Below are 21,697 nucleotides of genomic sequence, written 5' to 3'. Positions count from 1 at the left end.
CTAAGTAAACCCTTTCATGAAAAATTTAATAATAGCCTTTTTTTGTATTGCTGTAATAAGTAGTTGTACCGAAAAAAAAAGTGAAACTAAAGTAATGAATCAAGATGCGATGGCACATTCTGTTGGTCGTATCAATGAACTATCAGTAATTGTTGATAACGAATTATGGAAAGGAGCTGTTGGAGACACAATTCGTAAATATTTTGGTGCCGAAGTACCAGGTTTACCTCAAGAAGAACCTTTGTTTTCTATGCGACAAATGCCACCAGTAGCTTTTTCGGGTATGGCACGAAAAAACAGGACGTTTCTTAAAATTGAAAAAACAGCAACAAATACGTTTACACTACTAAAAAACAAATTTGCAACTCCCCAAATCGGAGCCATTATAAGTGGTAGCACAGATCAAGAAATAGTAAACTTATTACGTCAAAATGCCGATAAAATTATTAGCGAGTATAAAAAGGTTGAAACATCAGAAAAACAAAAGCGTATTAAAAAATCGCTAGAAAAAATACCTCAATTAGAAAAAGATTTTGGAATTCAACTGCAGATTCCTTCAGCATATCGGGTAGCCAAAGAAGAAGAAGATTTTATATGGATACGCAAAGATATTCCGCAAGGAAGTATGAATTTAATGATCTATGAGCTGCCAGTAAATTCAATCACTCAAGATTCTTCTACAGTATCTCAAATTATCAAAATGCGCGATTCTATCGGTACACTTTATATACCAACCTCTGCTAATGGAAAGTTTATAACAGAAAAAGCATATGCACCATACTTATTTGAAAATACATTAGATGGTAAATTTGCTTTCGAAACGAAAGGGATTTGGGAAATCAAAGACCGTTTTATGTCGGGTCCTTTTGTAAATTATATTATAGAAGATAATGAGAACGATAGAACACTAGTCTTAGAAGGATTCGTTTTTGCTCCTTCAGTGCGTAAACGGGATAATATGTTTGAACTTGAAGCTATTATGAAATCAATAGTTTTTAAATAACCACCTTACTTCTCAAAAAATAATTTCAAATCAAGGAAATGAATTTACTTTCTTTTATTGCAAAGCAACTTCCTGTGACCAAAAGTCAACTGGAAAAAACTATAACTCTTTTAAATGAAGGAGCTACAATTCCCTTTATTGCTCGCTATAGAAAAGAAATGACAGGTAATCTTGACGAGGTATCCCTTGCAGACATTGTTAAATATAAAACGGCTTACGAGACTTTAGAAAAGCGACGAGAAAGCATCCTCGCATCTATTGAAGAACAAGGAGTACTGACCCCAACATTAAAGAGTAAAATAGAACAAGCTAGTTCATTGGTCATTCTAGAGGATTTGTATTTACCTTACAAAAAAAAGCGCAAAACAAAGGCAGATGTTGCTAAAGAAAATGGTTTGGAGCCCTTGGCACAGCTAATTTTTAATCAGCGAGAAGAAGAGGTTGAATATAAAGCACAACAATTTATAAGTACTACTGTATTAACTGTAGAGGATGCTTTGCAAGGTGCACGAGACATTATTGCAGAATGGATTAATGAAAACGAAAAAATACGAAGCACACTGCGTAGATTATATGAGCGCAAGGCGATGATTACCTCCAAAGTAATAAAAAGTAAAAAAGAGCTTGAAGAAGCTCAAAAATATCAACAATATTTTGAATGGGAAGAACCGCTGAACAAATGTCCATCACACAGGTTGTTAGCCATTTTACGAGCAGAAAAGGAAAAGATTGTTAGAGTTAAAATAGCAGTGACAGAAAATGATGCACTTGATATAATTGATCGCCAAATAATTAAAACCAATATAGAAGCTTGTACCGATCACGTTTTTTTGGCGAGTAGTGATGCGTATAAAAGGTTACTTGCACCCGCTATAGCGACTGAAGTATTGGGGCAGGTCAAAGAAAAAGCTGATCAGGATGCAATTCGTGTCTTTGCACAAAACCTTAAGCAATTATTACTTGCGTCTCCTTTGGGACAAAAGAGAATTTTGGCATTGGATCCCGGGTTTAAATCGGGATGTAAAGTTGTTTGTCTAGACGAAAAGGGAGATTTATTACATAATGAAAATATTTATCCCCATCCGCCACAACGCGATGTTACCCTAAGCAGTAAAAAAATTAAGTCATTGGTCAATGCCTATAATGTTGAAGCTATTGCAATTGGTAACGGCACGGCAGCAAGAGAGACTGAGGCTTTTATTAAAAAAATACCGTTTGATAAATCATTACAGGTATTTATGGTAAATGAGAGTGGGGCATCTGTATACTCAGCCTCCAAAATCGCACGATCCGAATTTCCAAATTATGATGTTACCGTTCGCGGCGCTATATCCATTGGTCGCCGTTTAGCTGATCCTTTAGCCGAGCTGGTTAAAATAGATCCAAAAGCTATTGGTGTAGGACAGTATCAACATGATGTCGATCAAAATCAATTAAAAAATGAATTGGACACGGTAGTAGTTAGCTGTGTTAATACCGTTGGTATTAACGTAAATACAGCCAGTGCTCCCTTACTTAGTTATGTCTCTGGAGTCGGAAGTAAGTTAGCAGAAAATATTGTGTCTTATAGATCAGAGCATGGAAGGATAAAATCTAGACAAGAGCTAAAAAAAATACCCCGATTAGGCGGAAAAGCTTTTGAACAAGCCGCTGCTTTTTTACGTATTACAGATTCAAAACATCCGCTAGACAACTCTGCTGTTCACCCAGAACGGTATAATCTCGTAAAACAGATGGCAAAGGATGTTGGTGTGACAGTGGCCGATTTAATAGGTAACGTTGAGTTAATACAAAAGATAGAGCTTAAAAAGTACATTACTAATGATGTCGGACTACCCACTCTTACAGATATTTTAAAAGAATTAAAAAAACCTGGTGTAGATCCTCGTAGGATGGCTTCTGCATTTGAATTTGATCCTAATGTGAGAAGCATTCAAGACATACATACGGGAATGAAATTGCCAGGAATCGTAAACAACATCACCAATTTTGGATGTTTTGTTGATATTGGAATTAAAGAAAGCGGACTAATTCATATATCAAAACTTGCAAATGAGTATATATCAGATGTGAACGCTGTAGTACAACTCAACCAACATCTTATGGTAACAATAGTTGAGGTAGATGTTGCGCGGAAACGAATTCAGTTATCATTAATTGACTAGTAGTATGAAAAGAAAAACCCCCAATACTTACATAAGTATTGGGGGTTTGTATCGTTAAACAAGATGTTTTATTTCTTTTCATCAATTTTTGGATCTTCTTCTTCTTTAGAGGCATCCTTAAATTCTTTAATACCACTTCCTAGACCTCTCATTAATTCTGGAATTTTTTTACCTCCAAATAATAAAAGTACAATTATGACGATCAATGCAATTTGCCATGGACCAATCATTCCTAAAAAAATACTTGATGCTATCATTACCTTTTGTATTAGATTGCAAAGTTAGTAAGAAATAAATAAAAAGACCTTTTAGGGTGTTAAAAAAGCAGCATTTGTTTTTATTTTGTATTGTAAAGAAACTATATCTTGATAAGGACCGTTTTTCTAGTACTAGAAAGTATTTAATTTATAACCTTTCAAGCTATAGTAGTATCATAGCATATTTGCAGATTATGTATATTTGCGATTATTAGATATGGCAAAAAAGAGAAAAGAACCAAAAAGAATTACGAGAAAGCTACTCAACAAGTATCGCTTAGTAATCCTTAATGAGGATACTTTTGAGGAACGTATTTCCTTCAAACTAACTAGACTCAATGTTTTTGTGCTTGTCACTATTACTTCTATACTATTGATCTCTGGAACAATAGTATTGATCGCGTTTACTCCTTTGAGAGAATACATTCCAGGATATTCGTCAACACGGCTTAATTTACAAGCATCAAAATTAGTGTCCACGACAGACTCTTTAGAAAATGTAATACGAGTTAATCAGGAATATTATAACTCTATTCGGAAGGTCTTAACTGGAGATGTCAAAACAGTAGCATTTGATTTGGATTCTGCGGTTAAATCTCAACAAATTGATATTGAAAGTGTGAATTTGAAGCCTTCAGAAGCGGATATGAAACTTAGAGCAGAAGTCTCTCAAGAAGATAAATATAGCGTTTTTGAGGATAAAAAAACAGATGTAAATTTTTCTTTATTTCCACCAGTTACAGGAACTATAACTGCTGCATACAACGCGAGTGACAAACATTATGCTGTCGACGTTGCCGTGCTCAAAGATACACCAGTAAAAGCTGCGGCCGCGGGGACTATTATTTTTGCCGAATGGACTGCGGATACTGGTCATGTTATTATTATCGAACACGGTAATAGTCTTGTAACAGTGTATAAGCACAATGCCTCGCTTAGTAAAAGACAGGGAGATCAAGTAAAAAAGGGAGAAGTTATTGCAATTGCTGGCTCTACAGGAGAATTCTCTACTGGCCCTCATTTGCATTTTGAGTTATGGAATGGTGGATTACCTTATGATCCCACCAAGTTTATAGATTTTGAATAGCGAATATGTCACTTAAATCAATAGGAGCAAAGGTTTTTGCCAAATACATCCAACGTAAAATTGATAAGTGGTCTAATGACCCTATCAAAACACAAGATAAGATTTTTAAAAAGCTTATTAAAACAGCCAAATTTACAGCATTTGGTAAGGATCATAATTTTGAAAACATTAAAAATCATACAGATTTTGTTAACAATGTTCCTGTCAGAGATTATGAGCAATTAAGACCTTATATGGATCGAGTTGTTGCAGGAGAAGTTGATGTGGTTTGGCCTGGTAAACCATTGTATTTTGCAAAGACATCGGGAACAACGAGCGGCGCAAAGTATATACCTTTAACAAAAGAATCGATACCTACCCATATCAACGCTGCACGTAATGCAATACTTTGCTATGTTGCAGAAAGTGGAATCGCAAACTTTGTAGATGGCAAAATGATATTTTTACAAGGAAGTCCAGAGTTAACCAAAAAAAACGGAATTAACTTAGGGCGCTTATCTGGTATTGTAGCTCACTATGTTCCAAAATATCTTCAGAAAAATAGAATGCCTAGTTGGGAAACCAACTGTATTGATGATTGGGAAGAAAAAGTTGATGCCATAGTTAAGGAAACAATACACGAAAACATGACCGTTATCAGTGGTATACCACCCTGGGTACAGATGTACTTTGAACGGTTAAAAGAGAAGTCACAAAAACAAATTGGAACGCTGTTTCCCAATTTTGAATTGTTTATTTATGGAGGTGTTAATTATGAACCATATCGTGCAACATTCGAAAAGTTGATTGGGCGCAAGGTGGCAAGTATAGAACTGTATCCCGCTTCTGAAGGTTTTTTTGCCTTTCAAGACAAACAGGGTATAAAAGGAATGTTATTACAACTCAACTCAGGTATGTTCTATGAGTTTATACAAGCAGACACTTTTTTTGATAAACATCCCAAACGACTAACTATAGAAGGGGTAAAGACAAATGTTAACTATGTACTATTAGTATCAACTAATGCAGGACTTTGGGGTTATAACATAGGTGACACCATTATGTTTACCAGTACCAAACCCTACAGAGTAATAGTTACTGGGAGAATTAAACATTTCATATCAGCTTTTGGAGAGCATGTAATTGGTAAAGAAGTAGAGGAAGCACTACAAGTTGGGGCTAATAAAACGGGTGTTATTATAAAAGAATTTACAGTTGCACCTCAAATAAATCCTATGGATGGAGCATTACCATACCATGAGTGGTTTATTGAATTTGAAGAACAACCAGAAAATATTGACGCATTAGCCGAAGCAATTGACAACGAATTGCGTGCTCAAAACAGTTATTATGATGATTTAATTGTGGGAAAAATGCTTAGGAGACTCGAAATAAGAAGTGTGCCAGCCAATGGCTTTAATCACTATATGAAATCAATAGGTAAGTTGGGAGGTCAAAATAAATTACCGCGTTTGTCAAATGATCGAAAAATCGCTGATGTGCTGGTAAGTTTGATCGCTAAATAAATTATATCTTTGTTCGTAAAAATTTATGGCAAATCTTAAACTAGAGGGAAGAACGAGAGCTCAAGAAAGCTCAGGCGCTATAGAACGCATGTATATAACTATGCGGCATCTATTCAATCGTGGGTTTTATAAACCCATGGGTATCTCTGGTGATACACTTCGAGAAGGTCTCCTTACCCTGCGTCCAGAGATATATGGTTCTATTGCCGAAGAAAAAGTCGAATTAAGTGGACTTTTATACGTGATAGATAGGTTACCATTAGGTATCGAAGAATGTCGCTATATTAACCTTACCAGTGACGAAGGGTATAAAAACTCACATTTTAAACCAATCATACCTCCCAAAAGACGGCGTAATTGCTATCGTATTGATGAGGAACAAATGAATATTGAAATTACAAGAGGCCGATCAGAAATTTATGACATACTTACACACCTTACATTCTTATTTATCGAATCCCATAAAATAATGAAACGGGTGGTGATTAATGAAGAAGGTAATGTAACGCGAGATTGGCAAAAATTAGAAAATGCTGTATTATCTTCAAAAGAACTAACACAGGCCGAGCGTGAAATTGCTTTGACCCATACCGCGAATATTCTTGGGAGAACATTTGCTGAGGTTTCTGCTATTTATAGAAACTTTTCCTGTGTAGAAAACAAAGAACGTTTTTTACATATTATTTATTGGTTAGGTAAGTTAGCAATCGAAGAATCTATCCATGACCGTAAACGAATAGTAACGTTTAGTCCAGTTTTGAGAGAGCGCTTAGGACATCATATTCATGGTGAATTATGGGCAACAACCATTAAAGATAAGCTGAAAGAGTTAAACCTTTTAGATCGCCCGATTCATGTAATTAGTGCTAACATGCATAGTGTAATGAATTCACTATATGCCTCAACAGCACTAAAGACCGAGTCAAAAAATAAGACCAGTCTGCAAGTATATGAATTACTAAGTGATGTTAAAAGTGATAAATTGCGGGCAAAAGTCGAAAAACTTGCGCTCCAAAAGGGAATGACGTATATTGAAGATCAAAGTGGAGCCAACATAAATGTTCAAATTTTTGATATATCAAAATATGAAGACGAGTTATTAACACCCTTATTAAGCGAAAAAAAGGCTGGAGATATGCCAGTAATTATTGTCATGGATTATGCTTTTGGAGAACAAGCTTATGAAACCATGGACGAATTACTAAAGCCGTATGTAGCTATTGATGAGACAAAAAGCTATTTGGATGTTAGATCTGTTTCAATCATGGGTAAAGCAGGAATTCTTGAAGGTGGAAAAGGCGACATCATGATTCCATCAGCGCACATTTTTGAAGGGACAGCCGATAATTATCCATTTAAAAATGGGTTGAAAAAGGAAGATTTAGAAGGAAAAGGAATTAAAGTATTTGATGGTACTATGATCACGGTTTTGGGAACGTCTTTGCAAAATAGAGATATTTTAAAATTCTTTCACGAATCTACTTGGAATGTTATAGGGCTAGAGATGGAAGGTGCTCACTATCAAAAAGCGATTCAATCCGCCTCAAAACTGAGAGGAAGTATCAATGAAAAAGTTAAAGTACGTTATGCGTATTATGCTTCAGATAATCCGTTGGAGACAGGAAGCACTTTAGCTTCAGGTGGATTAGGAACTTCAGGAGTGAAACCAACATACTTAATCACCGAAAAAATCATAGAACAAATATTTACACAGAAATAAATTATGAATCAAACCCAATCAAATGATGAAATTGACTTAGGTCAGTTGTTTAAAATGATCGGAACGTTTTTTAAACGGATTATCCGATTGTTTATACGGATGCTACTGTTTTTTAAGAAAAAGGCAATATTACTCATTAGTTTATTTGTTGTTGGTGCTGTAGCTGGATATTTTATTGATAATTCTGGAGAGACAAAATTTGAATATGTTCAGCAAATTGTTTTAGAACCCAATTATGAGTCCACTAAGTTTCTATATGATTTTATAGAGGATTTTAAAGAAAACATGCTGAATGATGAAAAGAATCTTCAGAAAATAGGGATCTCAATTGAGCAGATTGAAAACGTAAAAGAAATTACGTTAGAACCCATCGTACAAGCAACGGCTGTTTTAGATCACCTACAAGAACGCTATGAGGATGAAGAATTCTTCGAACAAATAATGGAAGCCTACGATGAGGATCAATTGAAAGAAGAGAAATATTTGGAATTTTATAAATACCATCGTCTGACTTTTATTTTCAAATCAAATAACAGCTTTAACGAAAAGCTAACAAATACAGTACTCGATTATTTTAAGACGAATTCATATTTTCAGGAAATAGCAAACTTAAAAATTAGGCAGTATAAGAAAAGTCTTGTTGAGAGTCAAGCATCTTTATTATTTACAAATGAATACTTAAAAGCTTTAAATCAAACAAATGCCGATAAAAGCAGTCAAAACACAATAGTAATTGCGGAAGAAGGAAAAGCATTTACAGTAGCATCTTTGTTAGAACAGAAAGAGGAGTTATTGAAAAGTATTAATGAATTAGAAAGAAATATCTTGTTGGGAGAACAAGTTTTTGCAACTGTAAATTATGGAGATATTATTCAGCAGAAAAAGAGTTTAAATAGGCGATTGCTCTTTATACTACCTTTTGTACTTTGTGGGATTGTTATTGGTATGTATTTTCTAAAGTTCCTTTTTGAAAGGATGAATAATTTTGCGAATCAACCTGATTAAAAGAGAATTTTGAAAAAAGCTATTTTAATAACTGGGGGAGCTGGTTTTATTGGATCTAATTTTATAAACTATATGGCCAAGAGCCATTTGGATGCGACTCTTATAAATTTGGATAAGTTAACCTATGCAGCAGAGCTTTCCAATCTTGATGAGGTAGAGAACACCGATGGCAAATATCATTTTGTTCAAGGAGATATTTGTGACTATAATTTGGTAGAGAACTTATTTAAAAAGTATAGGATTGATACGGTGATTCATTTTGCAGCCGAATCACATGTCGATAATTCTATTGTGAATCCAGGTGCTTTTGTTGATACTAATATTGTAGGAACCTATGTACTGCTTCAGGTAGCCTATAAGTTTTGGATGTCCGAACCAAAAATGCTCAAACCAGATTATAAAGATGCACGTTTTGTTCACATTTCGACCGATGAGGTATATGGAACTTTGGGTGAAAAAGGTTATTTCACAGAAGATACTGCCTATGCACCTAATAGTCCCTATAGCGCATCCAAAGCATCTGCAGATATGTTAGTACGTAGCTATTTTCACACGTATGGATTCCCAGTTGTAACAACAAATTGCTCAAATAATTATGGTCCGAGACAACATGATGAAAAGTTGATTCCTACCATTATAAGAAAAGCATTAGCTGAACAACAAATACCAATTTATGGAGATGGCAAAAACGTAAGGGACTGGCTATTTGTAGAGGATCATTGTAGAGGTATTGATTTGGCTTTAAATTTAGGAACCCTCGGTGAGACTTACGTGATCGGCGGAAAGAATGAACGCGAAAATATTTATATAGCGAATCAGATTTGTGAGATTTTGGATGCTATGCAACCAAGAAAGAACTCTTTATCATACAAAGATTTAATATCATATGTTACAGACCGTCCAGGACACGACTTTAGGTATGCGATTGACGCGTCTAAGATAGAAAATGATTTGGGCTGGAACGCCTTAGAAAGTTTTGAATCAGGTATAGAGAAAACTGTAAAATGGTATCTCAAAAAGTATACTAACAAATAATTATCAAACAAGTTTTGTAATGAAAGGTATTATTTTAGCTGGAGGTTCAGGTACACGATTGCATCCATTGACCTTATCTGTGAGCAAACAGTTAATGCCAATTTACGACAAACCTATGATTTATTATCCGCTAGCTACCTTAATGGCTTCCGGAATTAATGAAATACTCATTATCTCTACTCCACAGGATTTACCTCTATTTCAGAAACTGTTAGGTGATGGTCAGCAATATGGCTGTAGTTTTCAATATGCCGTTCAAGACAAGCCAAACGGATTAGCTGAAGCTTTCATTATAGGGGAATCATTTATCGGGCTGGATAAGGTGGCGCTGATATTAGGCGATAATATTTTTTACGGATCGGGTCTCGATAAGCTGTTAGAAGAGAACAATGACCCTGATGGTGGAATTATTTATGCCTACCATGTCCAAGATCCTCAACGGTATGGGGTAGTTTCATTTAACTCGGATGGAAAAGCAATTTCTATAGAAGAAAAACCAGTGACTCCTAAGTCAAATTATGCTGTTCCTGGAATTTATTTTTATGATAATTCGGTGGTTGAAAAGGCAAAAAGAATTCAACCTAGTAAACGAGGAGAATTAGAAATTACAGACATAAATAACGCATATCTCAAAGAGAATAAGTTACACGTTACAATTTTGGATAAAGGCACAGCATGGCTCGATACAGGAACATTTGATTCTTTGATGCAAGCCTCACAATTTGTACAGGTTATAGAAAAGCGACAAGGGTTAAAAATTGGAGCTATCGAAGAAATAGCCTATAGACGGGGCTATATAGATAAAGAACAGTTACTCCTACTGGCCGAGCCTTTACTCAAAAGTGGATACGGAGCATATTTAAAACAATTATAATATATGGAGATTGAGAGAACTGTTTTAAAGGGCTGTATCATACTGAAGCCAGCTGTTTTTGCTGATGATAGAGGGGTGTTTTTTGAAAGTTTTAATCAAAACCTTTTTAATAGGCTTACAGGGGTTTCTACAGATTTCGTTCAAGACAATCAATCTGTGTCATCATTTGGCGTATTACGCGGGCTACACTTTCAAAAGGATGAATATGCGCAAGCAAAATTAGTACGAGTCATTCATGGAGAGGTGTTAGACGTTGCAGTTGATATTAGAAAAGAGTCTAAAACTTATGGTAAACATGTTGCGGTAGTTCTAAACGATAAAAATAATAAGCAGCTATATATACCTCGTGGTTTTGCACATGGATTTGTAACTTTAAGTGAACAAGCCGTTTTTGCTTACAAATGTGATAATTATTATCAAAAGTCTTCAGAGTCTGGTATATTGTATAACGATAAGACTCTAAACATAAACTGGAGACTTTCTGCTAGTGAAATTAAACTCTCGGATAAAGATCAGATTTTGCCAACATTTGATCAAATAAAAGCCTATGAGTGATTCGATAAAGACAATATTAATTACTGGAGCGTCAGGACAATTAGGACAATGCATTTATGATATCCAAGATCGATTTGCGGGATATAAGATGGTTTTTGCTTCTTCAAAAGAGCTGGATATTACAAATGATGAGTCCTTGAATAGTTTCTTTTTAAATCAAAAATTTGAATACATAATTAATTGTGCAGCATATACCAATGTAGATCAAGCCGAAAAAGAGCCAGAGAAAGCCTTTTTGGTTAATGCTGAAGGTGTTAAAAAGCTTGCTATGATCTGTAAAGCACAGCATAGCAAGTTGCTTCATATATCAACTGATTATGTTTTTGATGGGACTAAAGATACACCGTATACAGAAACCGATATTCCCAACCCTATCAATGTATACGGAAAGTCTAAGTTACAAAGTGAGCTGTATGTGCAGGAATTATTGACTGAATTCTTTATTATTAGAACTTCATGGTTATATTCTCAACATGGTAAAAATTTTTATAAAACCATTCTGGAAAAATCAAAAAATGTAAAAGAGTTAACAATAACAACTGCAGAGAAAGGAACACCAACGAATGCGAATGATTTAGCGGACTTTATATTATATCTTATTGTGAAGGATATTAAGGAGTATGGTGTCTATCATTTTAGTAATTTAGGAGAGGCTACTTGGTTTGATTTTGCTAAAGAAATCTTAAAAAAGAACAATCAATTAGGCCTAATCACCCTTAAAAGCACAGATAATTATCCTACTTTTGCAAAGCGACCAGCTTATAGTGTTTTGAGTAAGCAAAAAATAACTGAGTTTTTTGAATCAAAACTATCAAATTGGCAAGAATCATTAAATACGTTAAATGATTAAATTTGATCGACTCAAATTAATTATCGTTAAGTCAAGTTAGATTCGGAATTTAAAATAATAATATATAAAATAAAATCATCTAATTATGCTAGATTTAAATGGAAAATCAATCTTAATCACCGGTGGAACAGGTAGTTTTGGCAAAACATTTACTAGACTTATTCTGGAACGGTTTCCAAATGTTAAACGATTGGTGATTTTCTCTAGAGATGAGCAAAAACACTTTCAAATGGGTATGGATTTTCCAGAGAATACATACCCTCAGATTCGTTATTTTGTAGGTGATGTTAGAGATTATGACAGGCTAATAAGAGCTTTTGAAGGTATTGATATCGTCATACATGCTGCGGCAATGAAGCATGTCCATATTGCAGAATATAATCCTATGGAATGTGTTAAAACTAACGTTTTAGGTGCAGAAAATGTTATTAATGCAGCCTTAGAAACTGGAGTAAAAGAAGTCGTTGCTTTGTCAACTGATAAAGCTGCAGCACCTATAAATCTATATGGAGCAACTAAACTGACCTCGGATAAATTGTTTATAGCAGCAAATAATATTAAAGGAAAACGAGATATTCGTTTCTCTGTTGTTCGTTATGGTAATGTTATGGGGTCTAATGGATCTGTTATGCCGTTTTTTTTAAAAAAGCGTGAAGAAGGAGTTTTGCCAATTACAGATAAAGAAATGACTCGTTTTAACATATCGCTTGAGGATGGTTGTGAGATGGTTTTTTATGCGATAGACAATGCTTGGGGAGGTGAGATTTTTGTACCAAAGATTCCATCTTATAAAATAACAGATGTTGCGACTGCTATAGCGCCTAATTGTAAACAAGAAATTGTGGGGATTCGACCAGGTGAAAAAATTCACGAAGAAATGATTACAGCTTCAGATTCGTTCAATACTTTAGATTTGGGTAAATATTATGCCATTTTACCGCAAAAACCTAATTTTAATGTTGAAGATTATAAAAGCAAATATGATGGGAAGTATGTACCGAAAGGATTTTCTTATAATTCTGGAAATAATACAGAATGGGAAACAATTGAAAGTTTAAGAGCTCTGGTGAAGGAATATGTTGATCCTAATTTCATAGTACATGAGTAAGTTTAAGATACCTTATGGAAGACAATCTATCAAACAAGAAGATATAGATGCGGTTATCAAAACATTGCAATCTGATTTTTTAACTCAAGGCCCTAAAGTATTAGAATTTGAGCAAAAATTTGCGGACTACGTTGAAGCAAAATATGCAGTAGCAGTTAATAACGCTACTTCTGGCTTACATCTTTCTGTTCTTGCTTTAGGATTAAAAGAAGGAGAGCGGGTGATAACAACTCCGATAACCTTTGCTGCATCAGCAAACTGTGTAAGGTTTGCAGGCGGGGAAGTTTGGTTTGCAGATATTGATCCAGAAACATATCTGTTGGATATTAACAGTGTAAGAGAATTAATTGAATCAAAACCGAAAGGCTTTTTTAAAGGTTTAATTCCAGTGGATTTTGCGGGACTCCCTGTAAATCTAGAATCCTTTAAAAATTTAGCTAATGAACACGACTTATGGATTATTGAGGATGCATGTCACGCACCTGGAGGATATTTTATCAATTCAAAAGGTCAAGCAAACCGTTGTGGAAACGGTAGTTATGCAGATTTAGCCGTGTTTTCGTTTCATCCTGTAAAGCACATAGCTTGTGGGGAAGGAGGTATGATTACCACGAATTCTGAAGAACTCTATAAAAAACTCTTACTTCTTAGAACACACGGTATAACTAAAGATAATATGTCTGAAGATCATGGAGGTTGGTTTTATGAAATGCAAGAACTAGGCTTTAACTATAGATTAACTGACATGCAATCTGCTCTAGGTATTACACAATTGGCTAAAAATGAGGATGGCGTTATTAGACGTAACAACATTGCGGACACTTATAAACTAGCTTTTGGTAATAAAGTGAAATTTCAGTTTTTGCCAAAGGGTTTCTACAATGCACATCACTTATTTGTTATTGAATGTGAAAACAGGAAAGGATTGTACGAGTTTCTAAGAGCACATGGTGTGTATGCTCAAATACATTACATTCCTGTTCATATGCTTCCATATTACAAAAAAATAGGATATGAAGGCGCTAATTTAGCGCATGCAGAAAAATATTACGATTCTTGTATTAGTCTACCAATGTATCCTACGTTGACAGAGGAGGAGCAAGAATTTGTTATTGATAAAGTATTATCATTCGTACATGGCTAACTTAGCAATCATACCGGCAAGAGGAGGTAGTAAGCGAATACCCAAAAAAAATATAAAATTATTTTTGGGTAAACCCATAATTTCAAACTCTATAGAAGCTGCTTTGAATTCTAATCTATTTGATGAGGTAATGGTTTCTACAGATAATAGTGATGTAGCCGATATAGCGATTAAGTACGGAGCTAAAGTACCTTTTTTACGAAGTGAGCACAACGCAAACGACTTTGCAACACTTTCAGACGTTGTTAAGGAAGTTGTATTGCAGTACAGAAACTGCGGCAAAACATATGAAAAAATTTGTTGTATACTACCTACAGCTCCTTTTATAAACTCAAATAAAATTAAAAAAGGATTTCAAGAACTGGTATCAAAAAAGCTTGATGTTGTTTTTCCTGTAATAGAATTTTCTTATCCGATACAACGAAGTTTAGAATTTGAAGAAGGAAAGATAAAAATGGTAATGAGAGAACATTTGAATAGTCGTTCTCAAGATTTACCCCAACGTTTTCATGATACAGGACAATATTATTGGATTGATGTTGAAGCATTTTTGGCGACAGGAACGTTATTTACTTCAAACTCTGGGGCAATAGTTATTTCACCATTAGAAGCTCAAGATATTGATACAGAAACAGATTGGAAGTTAGCAGAATTAAAATATCAACTAATGCTTGAACGTGATAATGGAAAAGAAGATTCTTTTTAGAGCCGATGGTAATGAGACAATAGGATTAGGACACATGTATCGTTTATTTGCTTTAGTTGAAATGTTAGGAAATACATATCAGTACAGCTATCTCACCCATGCGTCATCCACAATAGAAGTGATACCTGAGGGGTGTCCAATACAGGTTATTCCGCAAGAAATTAATATTGATGAAGAACCAAAATGGCTAGCAGAACACTATAACGCTAAAGAATATATTATTATAGCCGATGGTTATCAGTTTTCAACAAGTTATCAAAAGAGTATCAAAATGCTTGATTTTTCTTTGGTGTATATAGATGATCTGGCAAAAGAACACATGTTTGCCGACATTGTAATTAATCACTCTCCATCTATTACTATTTCTGACTTTGATAGTGAGGACTATTCAAAATTTTTATTAGGCACAAAATTTGCCCTTTTGAGACCTTCATTTTTGGAAGCTGCAAAGCAAAATAGGATTGTAAAAAAAATAGATCGTGCATTTGTATGTTTTGGTGGATCAGATAAATTTAATTTGTCTCTAAAAGCAACAAAAGCATTATTGTCAATTGCACAGATCAAAGAGATACATGTAGTTTTGGGAGCAGCGTATTCTGAAAAAGAAATCTATAAGTTACGAGAAAATTACTTAGGCAAACTACATATCTATAGTAATTTATCAGAACGTCAGCTACTTAAATTAATGATATCTTGTAATTTTGCAATAGCACCGGCCAGCACTATTTGCTATGAGTTATGTTCTGTAAAAATGCCAATACTTAGTGGTTTTTATGTGGATAATCAGAAGAATATTTATAAAGAACTAGTAAAGAAAAGCGTAGTTATCGATGGAGGCGATTTTTCAAAATATGAAATCGAGGATTTTCAGAGTAAAATTAAGGATGTACTCGACATAACAACAAATAGTTTAACCTCATTTCTGTATGAGCAGAAACAGTTATTCGATGGTAAAAGTGATGTGAGGATTTTGGGGGCCGTTAATGGCTTAAACCTTTCTTTTCGTCAGGCCTGTGAGGATGACATGATGAGAATATACGACTGGTCAAATGATGAGATAGTTCGTCACAACTCTTATCAATCTAATTTCATAAAATTAGAAGATCATAAAAATTGGTTTCTTAAAAAGATATTTGATAAAAATACCTTATTTTTAGTAGGTATGGTGAATGACATTCCAGCAGGAATAATTAGGTATGAAATAAAGAATGATGATGCATCGGTTGGCGTTTTGATATCAAAAGAATTTAGAGGTCAAAAGTTGGCTGGTTCCTTTTTAAAAAAATCTGCTGATCTCTATTTTAAAGAATATGAAAAGCCTATTTTGGCTTATATTAAAGTCGACAATTTAGCTTCCGTAAAATCGTTTGAGAATGCAGGCTATATTTATTTTAAAGAAGAAATTATTAGCGGTCATGATAGTTTGGTATATAAATTAGAAAAAAGGGATGTTTTTAAATAAGTGTTTTATAATAGCAGAATTATCTGCTAACCATGGAGGAGATATAAATATTGCGAAGGAAACAGTACGCGCTGCGAAAAGAGCGGGAGCAGACGCAATAAAATTACAAACGTATACAGCAGATACCATAACACTTGATGTAAAGAATGATTATTTTAAAATATCTCAGGATACAGCGTGGGACGGTCAATATTTACATGATTTATATAAGGAAGCGTCTTTACCGTGGGAGTGGCACGAAGAGTTGTATCAGGTGGCTGAAGAAGAAGGGTTGATTTGTTTTTCCTCGCCTTTTGACAAAACTGCTGTGGATTTTTTAGAAGAACTTAAGACACCCATTTATAAGGTTGCGTCTTTCGAAATTACAGATATTCCATTAATAAAATATATTGCATCAAAAAAAAAACCAATTATTATTTCTACGGGAATAGCAACTCTTGAAGATATAGAGTTGGCTATTGACACATGTAAAAGTGAAGGTAATAGTGATATTACAATTTTAAAATGTACTTCTGCCTATCCAGCATCTCCAGAGGATGCTAACCTTTTGACTATACCAGATATAATTAAAAGGTTTGGTGTAAATTCTGGATTATCGGATCATACCATGGGTATTGAGGCACCAGTTGTAGCAGTTTGTTTGGGTGCTAAAGTAATTGAAAAGCATTTTATTTTAGACAAGAAGATTGGTGGTGCGGATGCGCATTTTTCTTTGGATGAAAAAGAATTTAAAAAAATGGTAGAGGCTGTTCGATTAGCTGAAGTTATGTTAGGCAAGGTTGATTACGAAATGACAGCAAAAAAGCAAAAAAGCAGAGAGTTCTCTAGATCACTTTTTATCTCAAAAGATGTTAAAAAAGGGGATTTGGTAACAGAGAAAAATGTACGTTCAGTAAGACCAGGATTTGGGTTACACCCTAAATATTATAATGAAATACTTGGCAAAAAATTTACTGGAGATTTTGATAAAGGAACTCCTTTGATAAAGGAAATGTTTTTGTAATCCCGTGCATTTCTTAAACAAAATGTTTAGTAAACTGAACACAATAAAACTCTTCACTCTTATTGTAAGAATCTCGGGGATAGGAGCTAGATTTTTACTCACATTCTTCATCACTAAAAATATTTCATTACAGTTCCAGGGTGAATATACTCTTATTTCAACTACAGTCACTTTACTCGTAATATTTTTCGGTTTAGACTTTTATGTTTATGCAAATCGTTTGATTGTTAAAAAATCTGATTCAGAGATTTATAATCTTAAGAACTCTTTAACTTTTTATTCGTTTTTTTATTTACTAACTCTACCTTTTTTTTACGTCGCATATAAAATTTTCAATGTAGATATTGTGCCATTTTGGGTTTTGTTTTTGCTAATAATATTTGAACATTTAGGCCAAGAGTTTTTCAGATATTACATTGCGTTGAAAAAGCCACTTTTAGCAAATATATTATTGTTTATCAGAACAGGGTTATGGTGTTTAATTCTAGACATTGGCTTTTTAACTCTAACCCCTTTTAAGATTTCTTTAATTAATATTGTATCACTATGGCTTGTCTGTGCTTTTTTATCATGTTTTTGTGGCTTTTATTTCTATCCGAATATTACTGAATTTTTTAAACAAAAAATTGATTTAAGGTGGATAAAAAAAGGAGTATTAGTAGGATTGGCAATGTTTTTATCTACGATCTGTTTAAAAATAATAGAGTTTTCAGATAGATATCTAATCGCATTTTTTTTGGACAAAAAAGAATTAGGAATATATTCATTATATTTTCAAATAACTAATGTAGTAAACGTAATGATATTTACTATGTATGTTTCTTTTGTATATCCTGACATAATAAAAGGAGTTCATATGAAACAAGTTGATGAATTAAATAAAGCTAAAAACACAATATTTTCCAAAACATTTGTGATTGTTGGAATTTACACCGTAGGATCTTTTGCTTTTCTACCTCTTTTTTTGAATTATATAAACAGGGAAGAATTGTATGATAAAATTCTTATTTTTTATATATTAATAATAAGCACTTTATTTTCAAACCTCAGCTTTTATAGTCATTTTGTCTTAGTAGGAGCAGAAAAAGAAAAGATGATTCTTAAAGCAACTTTGATTGCTTGTGTTTTGAATATAACTTTAAATTTTCTCTTAGTACCAACCATTGGAGTTTATGGTGCAGCAATATCATTATTATTTAGTAATTTTATGCTTTTCATTATTAAAAGAAGATTCGAGAAAAAAATGATATCCGAGTGGTGGTGATTCTTTTTAATTTTTTTTAAGCCTTAAGTTTATATGTTCAATAAGAAAATCTTGCTTTTTCCGCAAAATCAGGAACACGTGCTCAATATGTTACCCGTGGTTGAAGAATTGAAGAAAAAAGGCTTTAAATGTGTGTTTATAAATACAAGTAGTACATACCATCAAAAACTATACTTTTTTAATGAAAAGCCAATCAATATAGATGCTCTGAGTTTAAAAAAATCTTTTTATAAATTAACGGGTCTTGAAAGAATAAAGTTTTTGTTTTCAATAAAAGCTAACATTAAAGAACTTACCGAGAATTATGATTTCTTTGTCTTCGGCAATGATGGAGCTGTTCAAAGGTTAGTTACATACTATGCATTAGAAAGAAGTAAGCCATCAATTTTAATTTTAGATGGTTTGATTAGTGAATATTCATTTAAATTTTGGGATGTTATTCGATATTCAAACCAAAAATTTGAGGATTTGAAAGAATACTTTTATAAAACATTTTCTAAGAATTTATCAATCATGTTTTCTGGTAAAAAATGGAACCCGTTTTTACCAAGTATTATAGGATCCAGTAAAGTCTCTGAAATATATACTATTGGTGAACACTCTAAATCAGTATTAGAATCTTATAAAAATAAACAAACCACTATTTATTCATATGGCTTACCAAGAATGAGTAATCATTTTCATAAGGAAGAAGATGAATCATTAGAAATGATTAATAATTCTATTTGTTTTATTACTAGTGCGTATAAGTGGCATGGATTATCATATTATGATGCAAATCAACATAAAGATATTCGTCTTATTATATCAATTATTTCTAAACTTAGTCCATCAAATATTATTAAATTATATATTAAATTACACCCTAGAGAAAGTATTGAAGATTATGAGATTTATAAAGCTCATAAAAATGTTTGTTTAGTAGTTAATGAATCAATGTCTGAAAGTTTTAAAAAATATAATTTGTTTCTTAGTAACATGTCTACGGCTATTGTTGAAGGAAATATTAGAGGAATCATAGTGCATTCTATGATGTTAAACTTTCCCTATTGGAAATTTAAAGAAAGCTTTTTAGGACATGAAAATATTCAGAAAATTTTCAAGGTCGAAGATTTGGAAAAAGTTATAAAGGATACAATTTTTAAAAATAAAATAAAAATACCAAACTCTAATAATCGTTTTTTATCAGAAAAAACCAAAAACAGTGCTAAATTGATATCAGCTAACATTGAAAAGTTGATCAATCAAATGCAGAATGAAATTTAATTTAATATTTGGTTTTCATTATCCTGTATTATGAAATTTAAAAAGGAGTTTACTACATTATTTTTCACGGCACTTTTTATATGCATTTTGACATATTTTATAGCTACATTTAATTTAATTTTAGGATTAGCTTTTTTCTCTTCTCTTCTTTTTTTACTTCGGAGAAAACCAAAATTATTTTATTTATATTTTTTAATTTTTGGTCTATTTCAAAATACTTTTATTGCCATTTTTTCTGGATTTATTAATTCGATAGATTCCTTTAATCTTCTTCATGGAGTGAATTTTTTTGCTTTAGGTATGCTTTTTTTGGTTTACATCATCGAAAATAAAATGAGTTTGAGAAAAATAGATTTCATGAACGTCTCCCTATCAATATGTTTGTTACTTCTAGCTTTTTTTATCTTTGGAACGTTTCACTTTGGAATTAAAAATAGTGCATCTTATCTGAGGCTTTTCACGGCACCTATTTTTGCTTTATTTGCTGGATTGTACTTTTCAAAAAGAATAGAAAAGGATTTTTTATTTAATTCTTTGAAAAATTTATTTATAATATGTGCCATAATAGCTTTTTTCCAAGTTTTTTTTCCTAAACCAGTAGGTTACCTTTTAAATGAACTTCCGTATTATAAATTAAAGAAAGGTATTAATAATTGGGATGAGCTATTAAATTTTTATGGGAGACATAATTTATTTAATATATCATGGATTAATCTAAAGGCCGTTCGCATAGGATCATTGATTAAAAGCATGATATCTCTAGGATACTTTTTGACAATTCTAGGATTTTATTTCTACTGGCCCAAGCATAAATTTAAGTTTTTTTTGATTCTTATGACTGTTATATTAGCGGTTAATTCAAAAGGAGTTCTCCTTTTGATTTTCTTTATAGTTCTATTATATTTTTTAATTTATAAAACGAATTTATCAAAATCTCTCGCTTATATAATTTATGGGTTTTTCACAACTGCTTTTATTATTTTAGGGTATTTAAATGATAATGAACATATTTTAGGTCTAGTAAATGGATTTGGATACCTGTCTTCCTTAGGTAATGGTATAGGGTTTTCGGGAAATGTATCGGATATTTTGCTTACTTCGTGGAATGGAAAGCCCTTGAAAGATTTAGGATATTGGACACGATTTCAGAATGGTAGTGAGAGTGTTTATGGAGTATTATTTTCAAGTTTAGGAATATATTCAATTATTTATATAATTTATTTCCTAGTGATAATTTACCTTGTAAGTAAAATAAAATCGGATAACTATCACATTAGAATTTTAAAAATTTTAACGGTTGTATTGTTTGTTCAGGGAATATTTCAAGAAGAAGCATTCTCTCCTTATGCGTTCGGGCTTGTTATGTTTCTGGTAGGATTGAACTATAGTTTTACCAATACAAAAGAGAGAATACCCTAAGAACGAGCTGTCTAGTAACTTTATTCTAGATTCATTTTGATAAAGAAGAAAATTATATTTTAAGCAAACGATTATATTATATCTCAGATATATTTTTATTAGATGAAAGTAAGAAACTTTAAATTGGAAACATTTTTTTGGATGATATTTCCCTTTACTATCCCTTTAAAAGAGGATTTGAATAGCAAAGTTTTGATATTAATCATTGGTCTGTTTTTTTATTCAACCTTTAAGGAAAGGAGTTTTAAAAAACTTTCTGAACTATTTCT

19 protein-coding genes are annotated in these 21,697 nt (G+C 32.9%); 18 read left to right on the top strand and 1 reads right to left on the bottom strand.

The features are described from left to right. Positions 1-16: 16 nt before the first annotated feature. Both ACE939_RS13155 and ACE939_RS13150 read left to right on the top strand, forming a co-directional pair. On the top strand, positions 17-1,003 hold the full coding sequence (locus tag ACE939_RS13155) for a DUF4837 family protein (protein ID WP_378186054.1): 987 nt from the start codon (positions 17-19) through the stop codon (positions 1,001-1,003). Between the two features lie 38 nt (positions 1,004-1,041). After that, complete coding sequence (locus tag ACE939_RS13150) at positions 1,042-3,168, top strand: Tex family protein (protein WP_378186053.1); 2,127 nt, start codon at positions 1,042-1,044, stop codon at positions 3,166-3,168. 68 nt (positions 3,169-3,236) lie between these two features. On the opposite strand, the gene ACE939_RS13145 is transcribed toward ACE939_RS13150, so the two are convergent. Next, positions 3,237-3,425 carry a twin-arginine translocase TatA/TatE family subunit gene (locus tag ACE939_RS13145; protein WP_378186052.1) on the bottom strand — a complete coding sequence of 63 codons (189 nt, stop codon included), beginning with the start codon at positions 3,423-3,425 and terminating at the stop codon, positions 3,237-3,239. A 217-nt stretch (positions 3,426-3,642) separates the two neighbouring features. Here ACE939_RS13145 and ACE939_RS13140 point away from each other — a divergent pair, with 217 nt between their 5' ends. The 16 genes from ACE939_RS13140 (at position 3,643) to ACE939_RS13065 (ending at position 21,428) form a co-directional block, all read left to right on the top strand. Then, on the top strand, positions 3,643-4,512 hold the full coding sequence (locus tag ACE939_RS13140) for a M23 family metallopeptidase (RefSeq protein WP_378186051.1): 870 nt from the start codon (positions 3,643-3,645) through the stop codon (positions 4,510-4,512). A 5-nt stretch (positions 4,513-4,517) separates the two neighbouring features. Next, the gene (locus ACE939_RS13135) at positions 4,518-6,017 is read left to right on the top strand and encodes a GH3 auxin-responsive promoter family protein (RefSeq protein WP_378186050.1); all 1,500 of its coding nucleotides are present in this window, start codon (positions 4,518-4,520) and stop codon (positions 6,015-6,017) included. A 25-nt stretch (positions 6,018-6,042) separates the two neighbouring features. Beyond that, complete coding sequence (locus tag ACE939_RS13130) at positions 6,043-7,737, top strand: DUF6909 family protein (protein WP_378186049.1); 1,695 nt, start codon at positions 6,043-6,045, stop codon at positions 7,735-7,737. 3 nt (positions 7,738-7,740) lie between these two features. Next, positions 7,741-8,742 (top strand): hypothetical protein, encoded by a 1,002-nt coding sequence (locus tag ACE939_RS13125; protein WP_378186048.1) that lies wholly within the window; start codon positions 7,741-7,743, stop codon positions 8,740-8,742. Positions 8,743-8,748: 6 nt separating this feature from the next. Beyond that, entirely contained in the window at positions 8,749-9,777 is a 1,029-nt protein-coding gene (rfbB, locus tag ACE939_RS13120; RefSeq protein ID WP_378188452.1) for a dTDP-glucose 4,6-dehydratase, read from the top strand. Positions 9,778-9,796: 19 nt separating this feature from the next. Further along, on the top strand, positions 9,797-10,651 hold the full coding sequence (rfbA, locus tag ACE939_RS13115; protein WP_378186047.1) for a glucose-1-phosphate thymidylyltransferase RfbA: 855 nt from the start codon (positions 9,797-9,799) through the stop codon (positions 10,649-10,651). A 3-nt stretch (positions 10,652-10,654) separates the two neighbouring features. Then, the gene (gene rfbC / locus ACE939_RS13110) at positions 10,655-11,206 is read left to right on the top strand and encodes a dTDP-4-dehydrorhamnose 3,5-epimerase (RefSeq protein WP_378186046.1); all 552 of its coding nucleotides are present in this window, start codon (positions 10,655-10,657) and stop codon (positions 11,204-11,206) included. After that, positions 11,199-12,056, top strand: coding sequence for a dTDP-4-dehydrorhamnose reductase (gene rfbD, locus ACE939_RS13105; RefSeq protein ID WP_378186045.1), 858 nt, complete (start codon positions 11,199-11,201; stop codon positions 12,054-12,056). The genes rfbC and rfbD overlap by 8 nt, the downstream gene beginning before the upstream one ends. A gap of 85 nt (positions 12,057-12,141) precedes the next feature. After that, the gene (gene pseB, locus ACE939_RS13100; RefSeq protein ID WP_378186044.1) at positions 12,142-13,164 is read left to right on the top strand and encodes a UDP-N-acetylglucosamine 4,6-dehydratase (inverting); all 1,023 of its coding nucleotides are present in this window, start codon (positions 12,142-12,144) and stop codon (positions 13,162-13,164) included. Further along, positions 13,157-14,308: a UDP-4-amino-4,6-dideoxy-N-acetyl-beta-L-altrosamine transaminase gene (gene pseC / locus ACE939_RS13095; RefSeq protein WP_378186043.1), complete on the top strand. Its 1,152-nt coding sequence runs from the start codon at positions 13,157-13,159 to the stop codon at positions 14,306-14,308. The genes pseB and pseC overlap by 8 nt, the downstream gene beginning before the upstream one ends. After that, complete coding sequence (pseF, locus tag ACE939_RS13090; protein ID WP_378186041.1) at positions 14,301-15,014, top strand: pseudaminic acid cytidylyltransferase; 714 nt, start codon at positions 14,301-14,303, stop codon at positions 15,012-15,014. Before pseC ends, pseF begins: the two co-directional genes overlap by 8 nt. Beyond that, entirely contained in the window at positions 14,992-16,476 is a 1,485-nt protein-coding gene (pseG, locus tag ACE939_RS13085; protein WP_378186040.1) for a UDP-2,4-diacetamido-2,4,6-trideoxy-beta-L-altropyranose hydrolase, read from the top strand. Before pseF ends, pseG begins: the two co-directional genes overlap by 23 nt. Next, entirely contained in the window at positions 16,463-17,479 is a 1,017-nt protein-coding gene (gene pseI / locus ACE939_RS13080) for a pseudaminic acid synthase (RefSeq protein ID WP_378186038.1), read from the top strand. Before pseG ends, pseI begins: the two co-directional genes overlap by 14 nt. A 22-nt stretch (positions 17,480-17,501) precedes the next feature. Continuing rightward, complete coding sequence (locus ACE939_RS13075) at positions 17,502-18,743, top strand: polysaccharide biosynthesis C-terminal domain-containing protein (protein ID WP_378186037.1); 1,242 nt, start codon at positions 17,502-17,504, stop codon at positions 18,741-18,743. Between the two features lie 33 nt (positions 18,744-18,776). Further along, positions 18,777-20,009 carry a hypothetical protein gene (locus ACE939_RS13070; protein WP_378186036.1) on the top strand — a complete coding sequence of 411 codons (1,233 nt, stop codon included), beginning with the start codon at positions 18,777-18,779 and terminating at the stop codon, positions 20,007-20,009. A gap of 30 nt (positions 20,010-20,039) precedes the next feature. Continuing rightward, a complete protein-coding gene (locus tag ACE939_RS13065; RefSeq protein WP_378186035.1) occupies positions 20,040-21,428 on the top strand; it encodes a hypothetical protein in 1,389 nt (462 codons plus the stop codon). The last annotated feature ends 269 nt before the right edge of the window (positions 21,429-21,697 follow it).

Source organism: Aquimarina rhodophyticola, assembly GCF_042434915.1.
Taxonomy (GTDB): domain Bacteria; phylum Bacteroidota; class Bacteroidia; order Flavobacteriales; family Flavobacteriaceae; genus Aquimarina.
Note: the sequence above shows the minus strand (reverse complement) of the source record. Positions and strands in the feature narration are given on the sequence as shown.

Bases quoted from the DNA above. Each gene is read 5' to 3' on its own strand.
- ACE939_RS13155 (WP_378186054.1), top strand. From the start codon at position 17: ATGAAAAATTTAATAATAGCCTTTTTTTGTATTGCTGTAATAAGTAGT.
- ACE939_RS13150 (WP_378186053.1), top strand. From the start codon at position 1,042: ATGAATTTACTTTCTTTTATTGCAAAGCAACTTCCTGTGACCAAAAGT.
- ACE939_RS13145 (WP_378186052.1), bottom strand. From the start codon at position 3,425: ATGATAGCATCAAGTATTTTTTTAGGAATGATTGGTCCATGGCAAATT.
- ACE939_RS13140 (WP_378186051.1), top strand. From the start codon at position 3,643: ATGGCAAAAAAGAGAAAAGAACCAAAAAGAATTACGAGAAAGCTACTC.
- ACE939_RS13135 (WP_378186050.1), top strand. From the start codon at position 4,518: ATGTCACTTAAATCAATAGGAGCAAAGGTTTTTGCCAAATACATCCAA.
- ACE939_RS13130 (WP_378186049.1), top strand. From the start codon at position 6,043: ATGGCAAATCTTAAACTAGAGGGAAGAACGAGAGCTCAAGAAAGCTCA.
- ACE939_RS13125 (WP_378186048.1), top strand. From the start codon at position 7,741: ATGAATCAAACCCAATCAAATGATGAAATTGACTTAGGTCAGTTGTTT.
- rfbA (WP_378186047.1), top strand. From the start codon at position 9,797: ATGAAAGGTATTATTTTAGCTGGAGGTTCAGGTACACGATTGCATCCA.
- rfbC (WP_378186046.1), top strand. From the start codon at position 10,655: ATGGAGATTGAGAGAACTGTTTTAAAGGGCTGTATCATACTGAAGCCA.
- rfbD (WP_378186045.1), top strand. From the start codon at position 11,199: ATGAGTGATTCGATAAAGACAATATTAATTACTGGAGCGTCAGGACAA.
- pseB (WP_378186044.1), top strand. From the start codon at position 12,142: ATGCTAGATTTAAATGGAAAATCAATCTTAATCACCGGTGGAACAGGT.
- pseC (WP_378186043.1), top strand. From the start codon at position 13,157: ATGAGTAAGTTTAAGATACCTTATGGAAGACAATCTATCAAACAAGAA.
- pseF (WP_378186041.1), top strand. From the start codon at position 14,301: ATGGCTAACTTAGCAATCATACCGGCAAGAGGAGGTAGTAAGCGAATA.
- pseG (WP_378186040.1), top strand. From the start codon at position 14,992: ATGGAAAAGAAGATTCTTTTTAGAGCCGATGGTAATGAGACAATAGGA.
- pseI (WP_378186038.1), top strand. From the start codon at position 16,463: ATGTTTTTAAATAAGTGTTTTATAATAGCAGAATTATCTGCTAACCAT.
- ACE939_RS13075 (WP_378186037.1), top strand. From the start codon at position 17,502: ATGTTTAGTAAACTGAACACAATAAAACTCTTCACTCTTATTGTAAGA.
- ACE939_RS13070 (WP_378186036.1), top strand. From the start codon at position 18,777: ATGTTCAATAAGAAAATCTTGCTTTTTCCGCAAAATCAGGAACACGTG.
- ACE939_RS13065 (WP_378186035.1), top strand. From the start codon at position 20,040: ATGAAATTTAAAAAGGAGTTTACTACATTATTTTTCACGGCACTTTTT.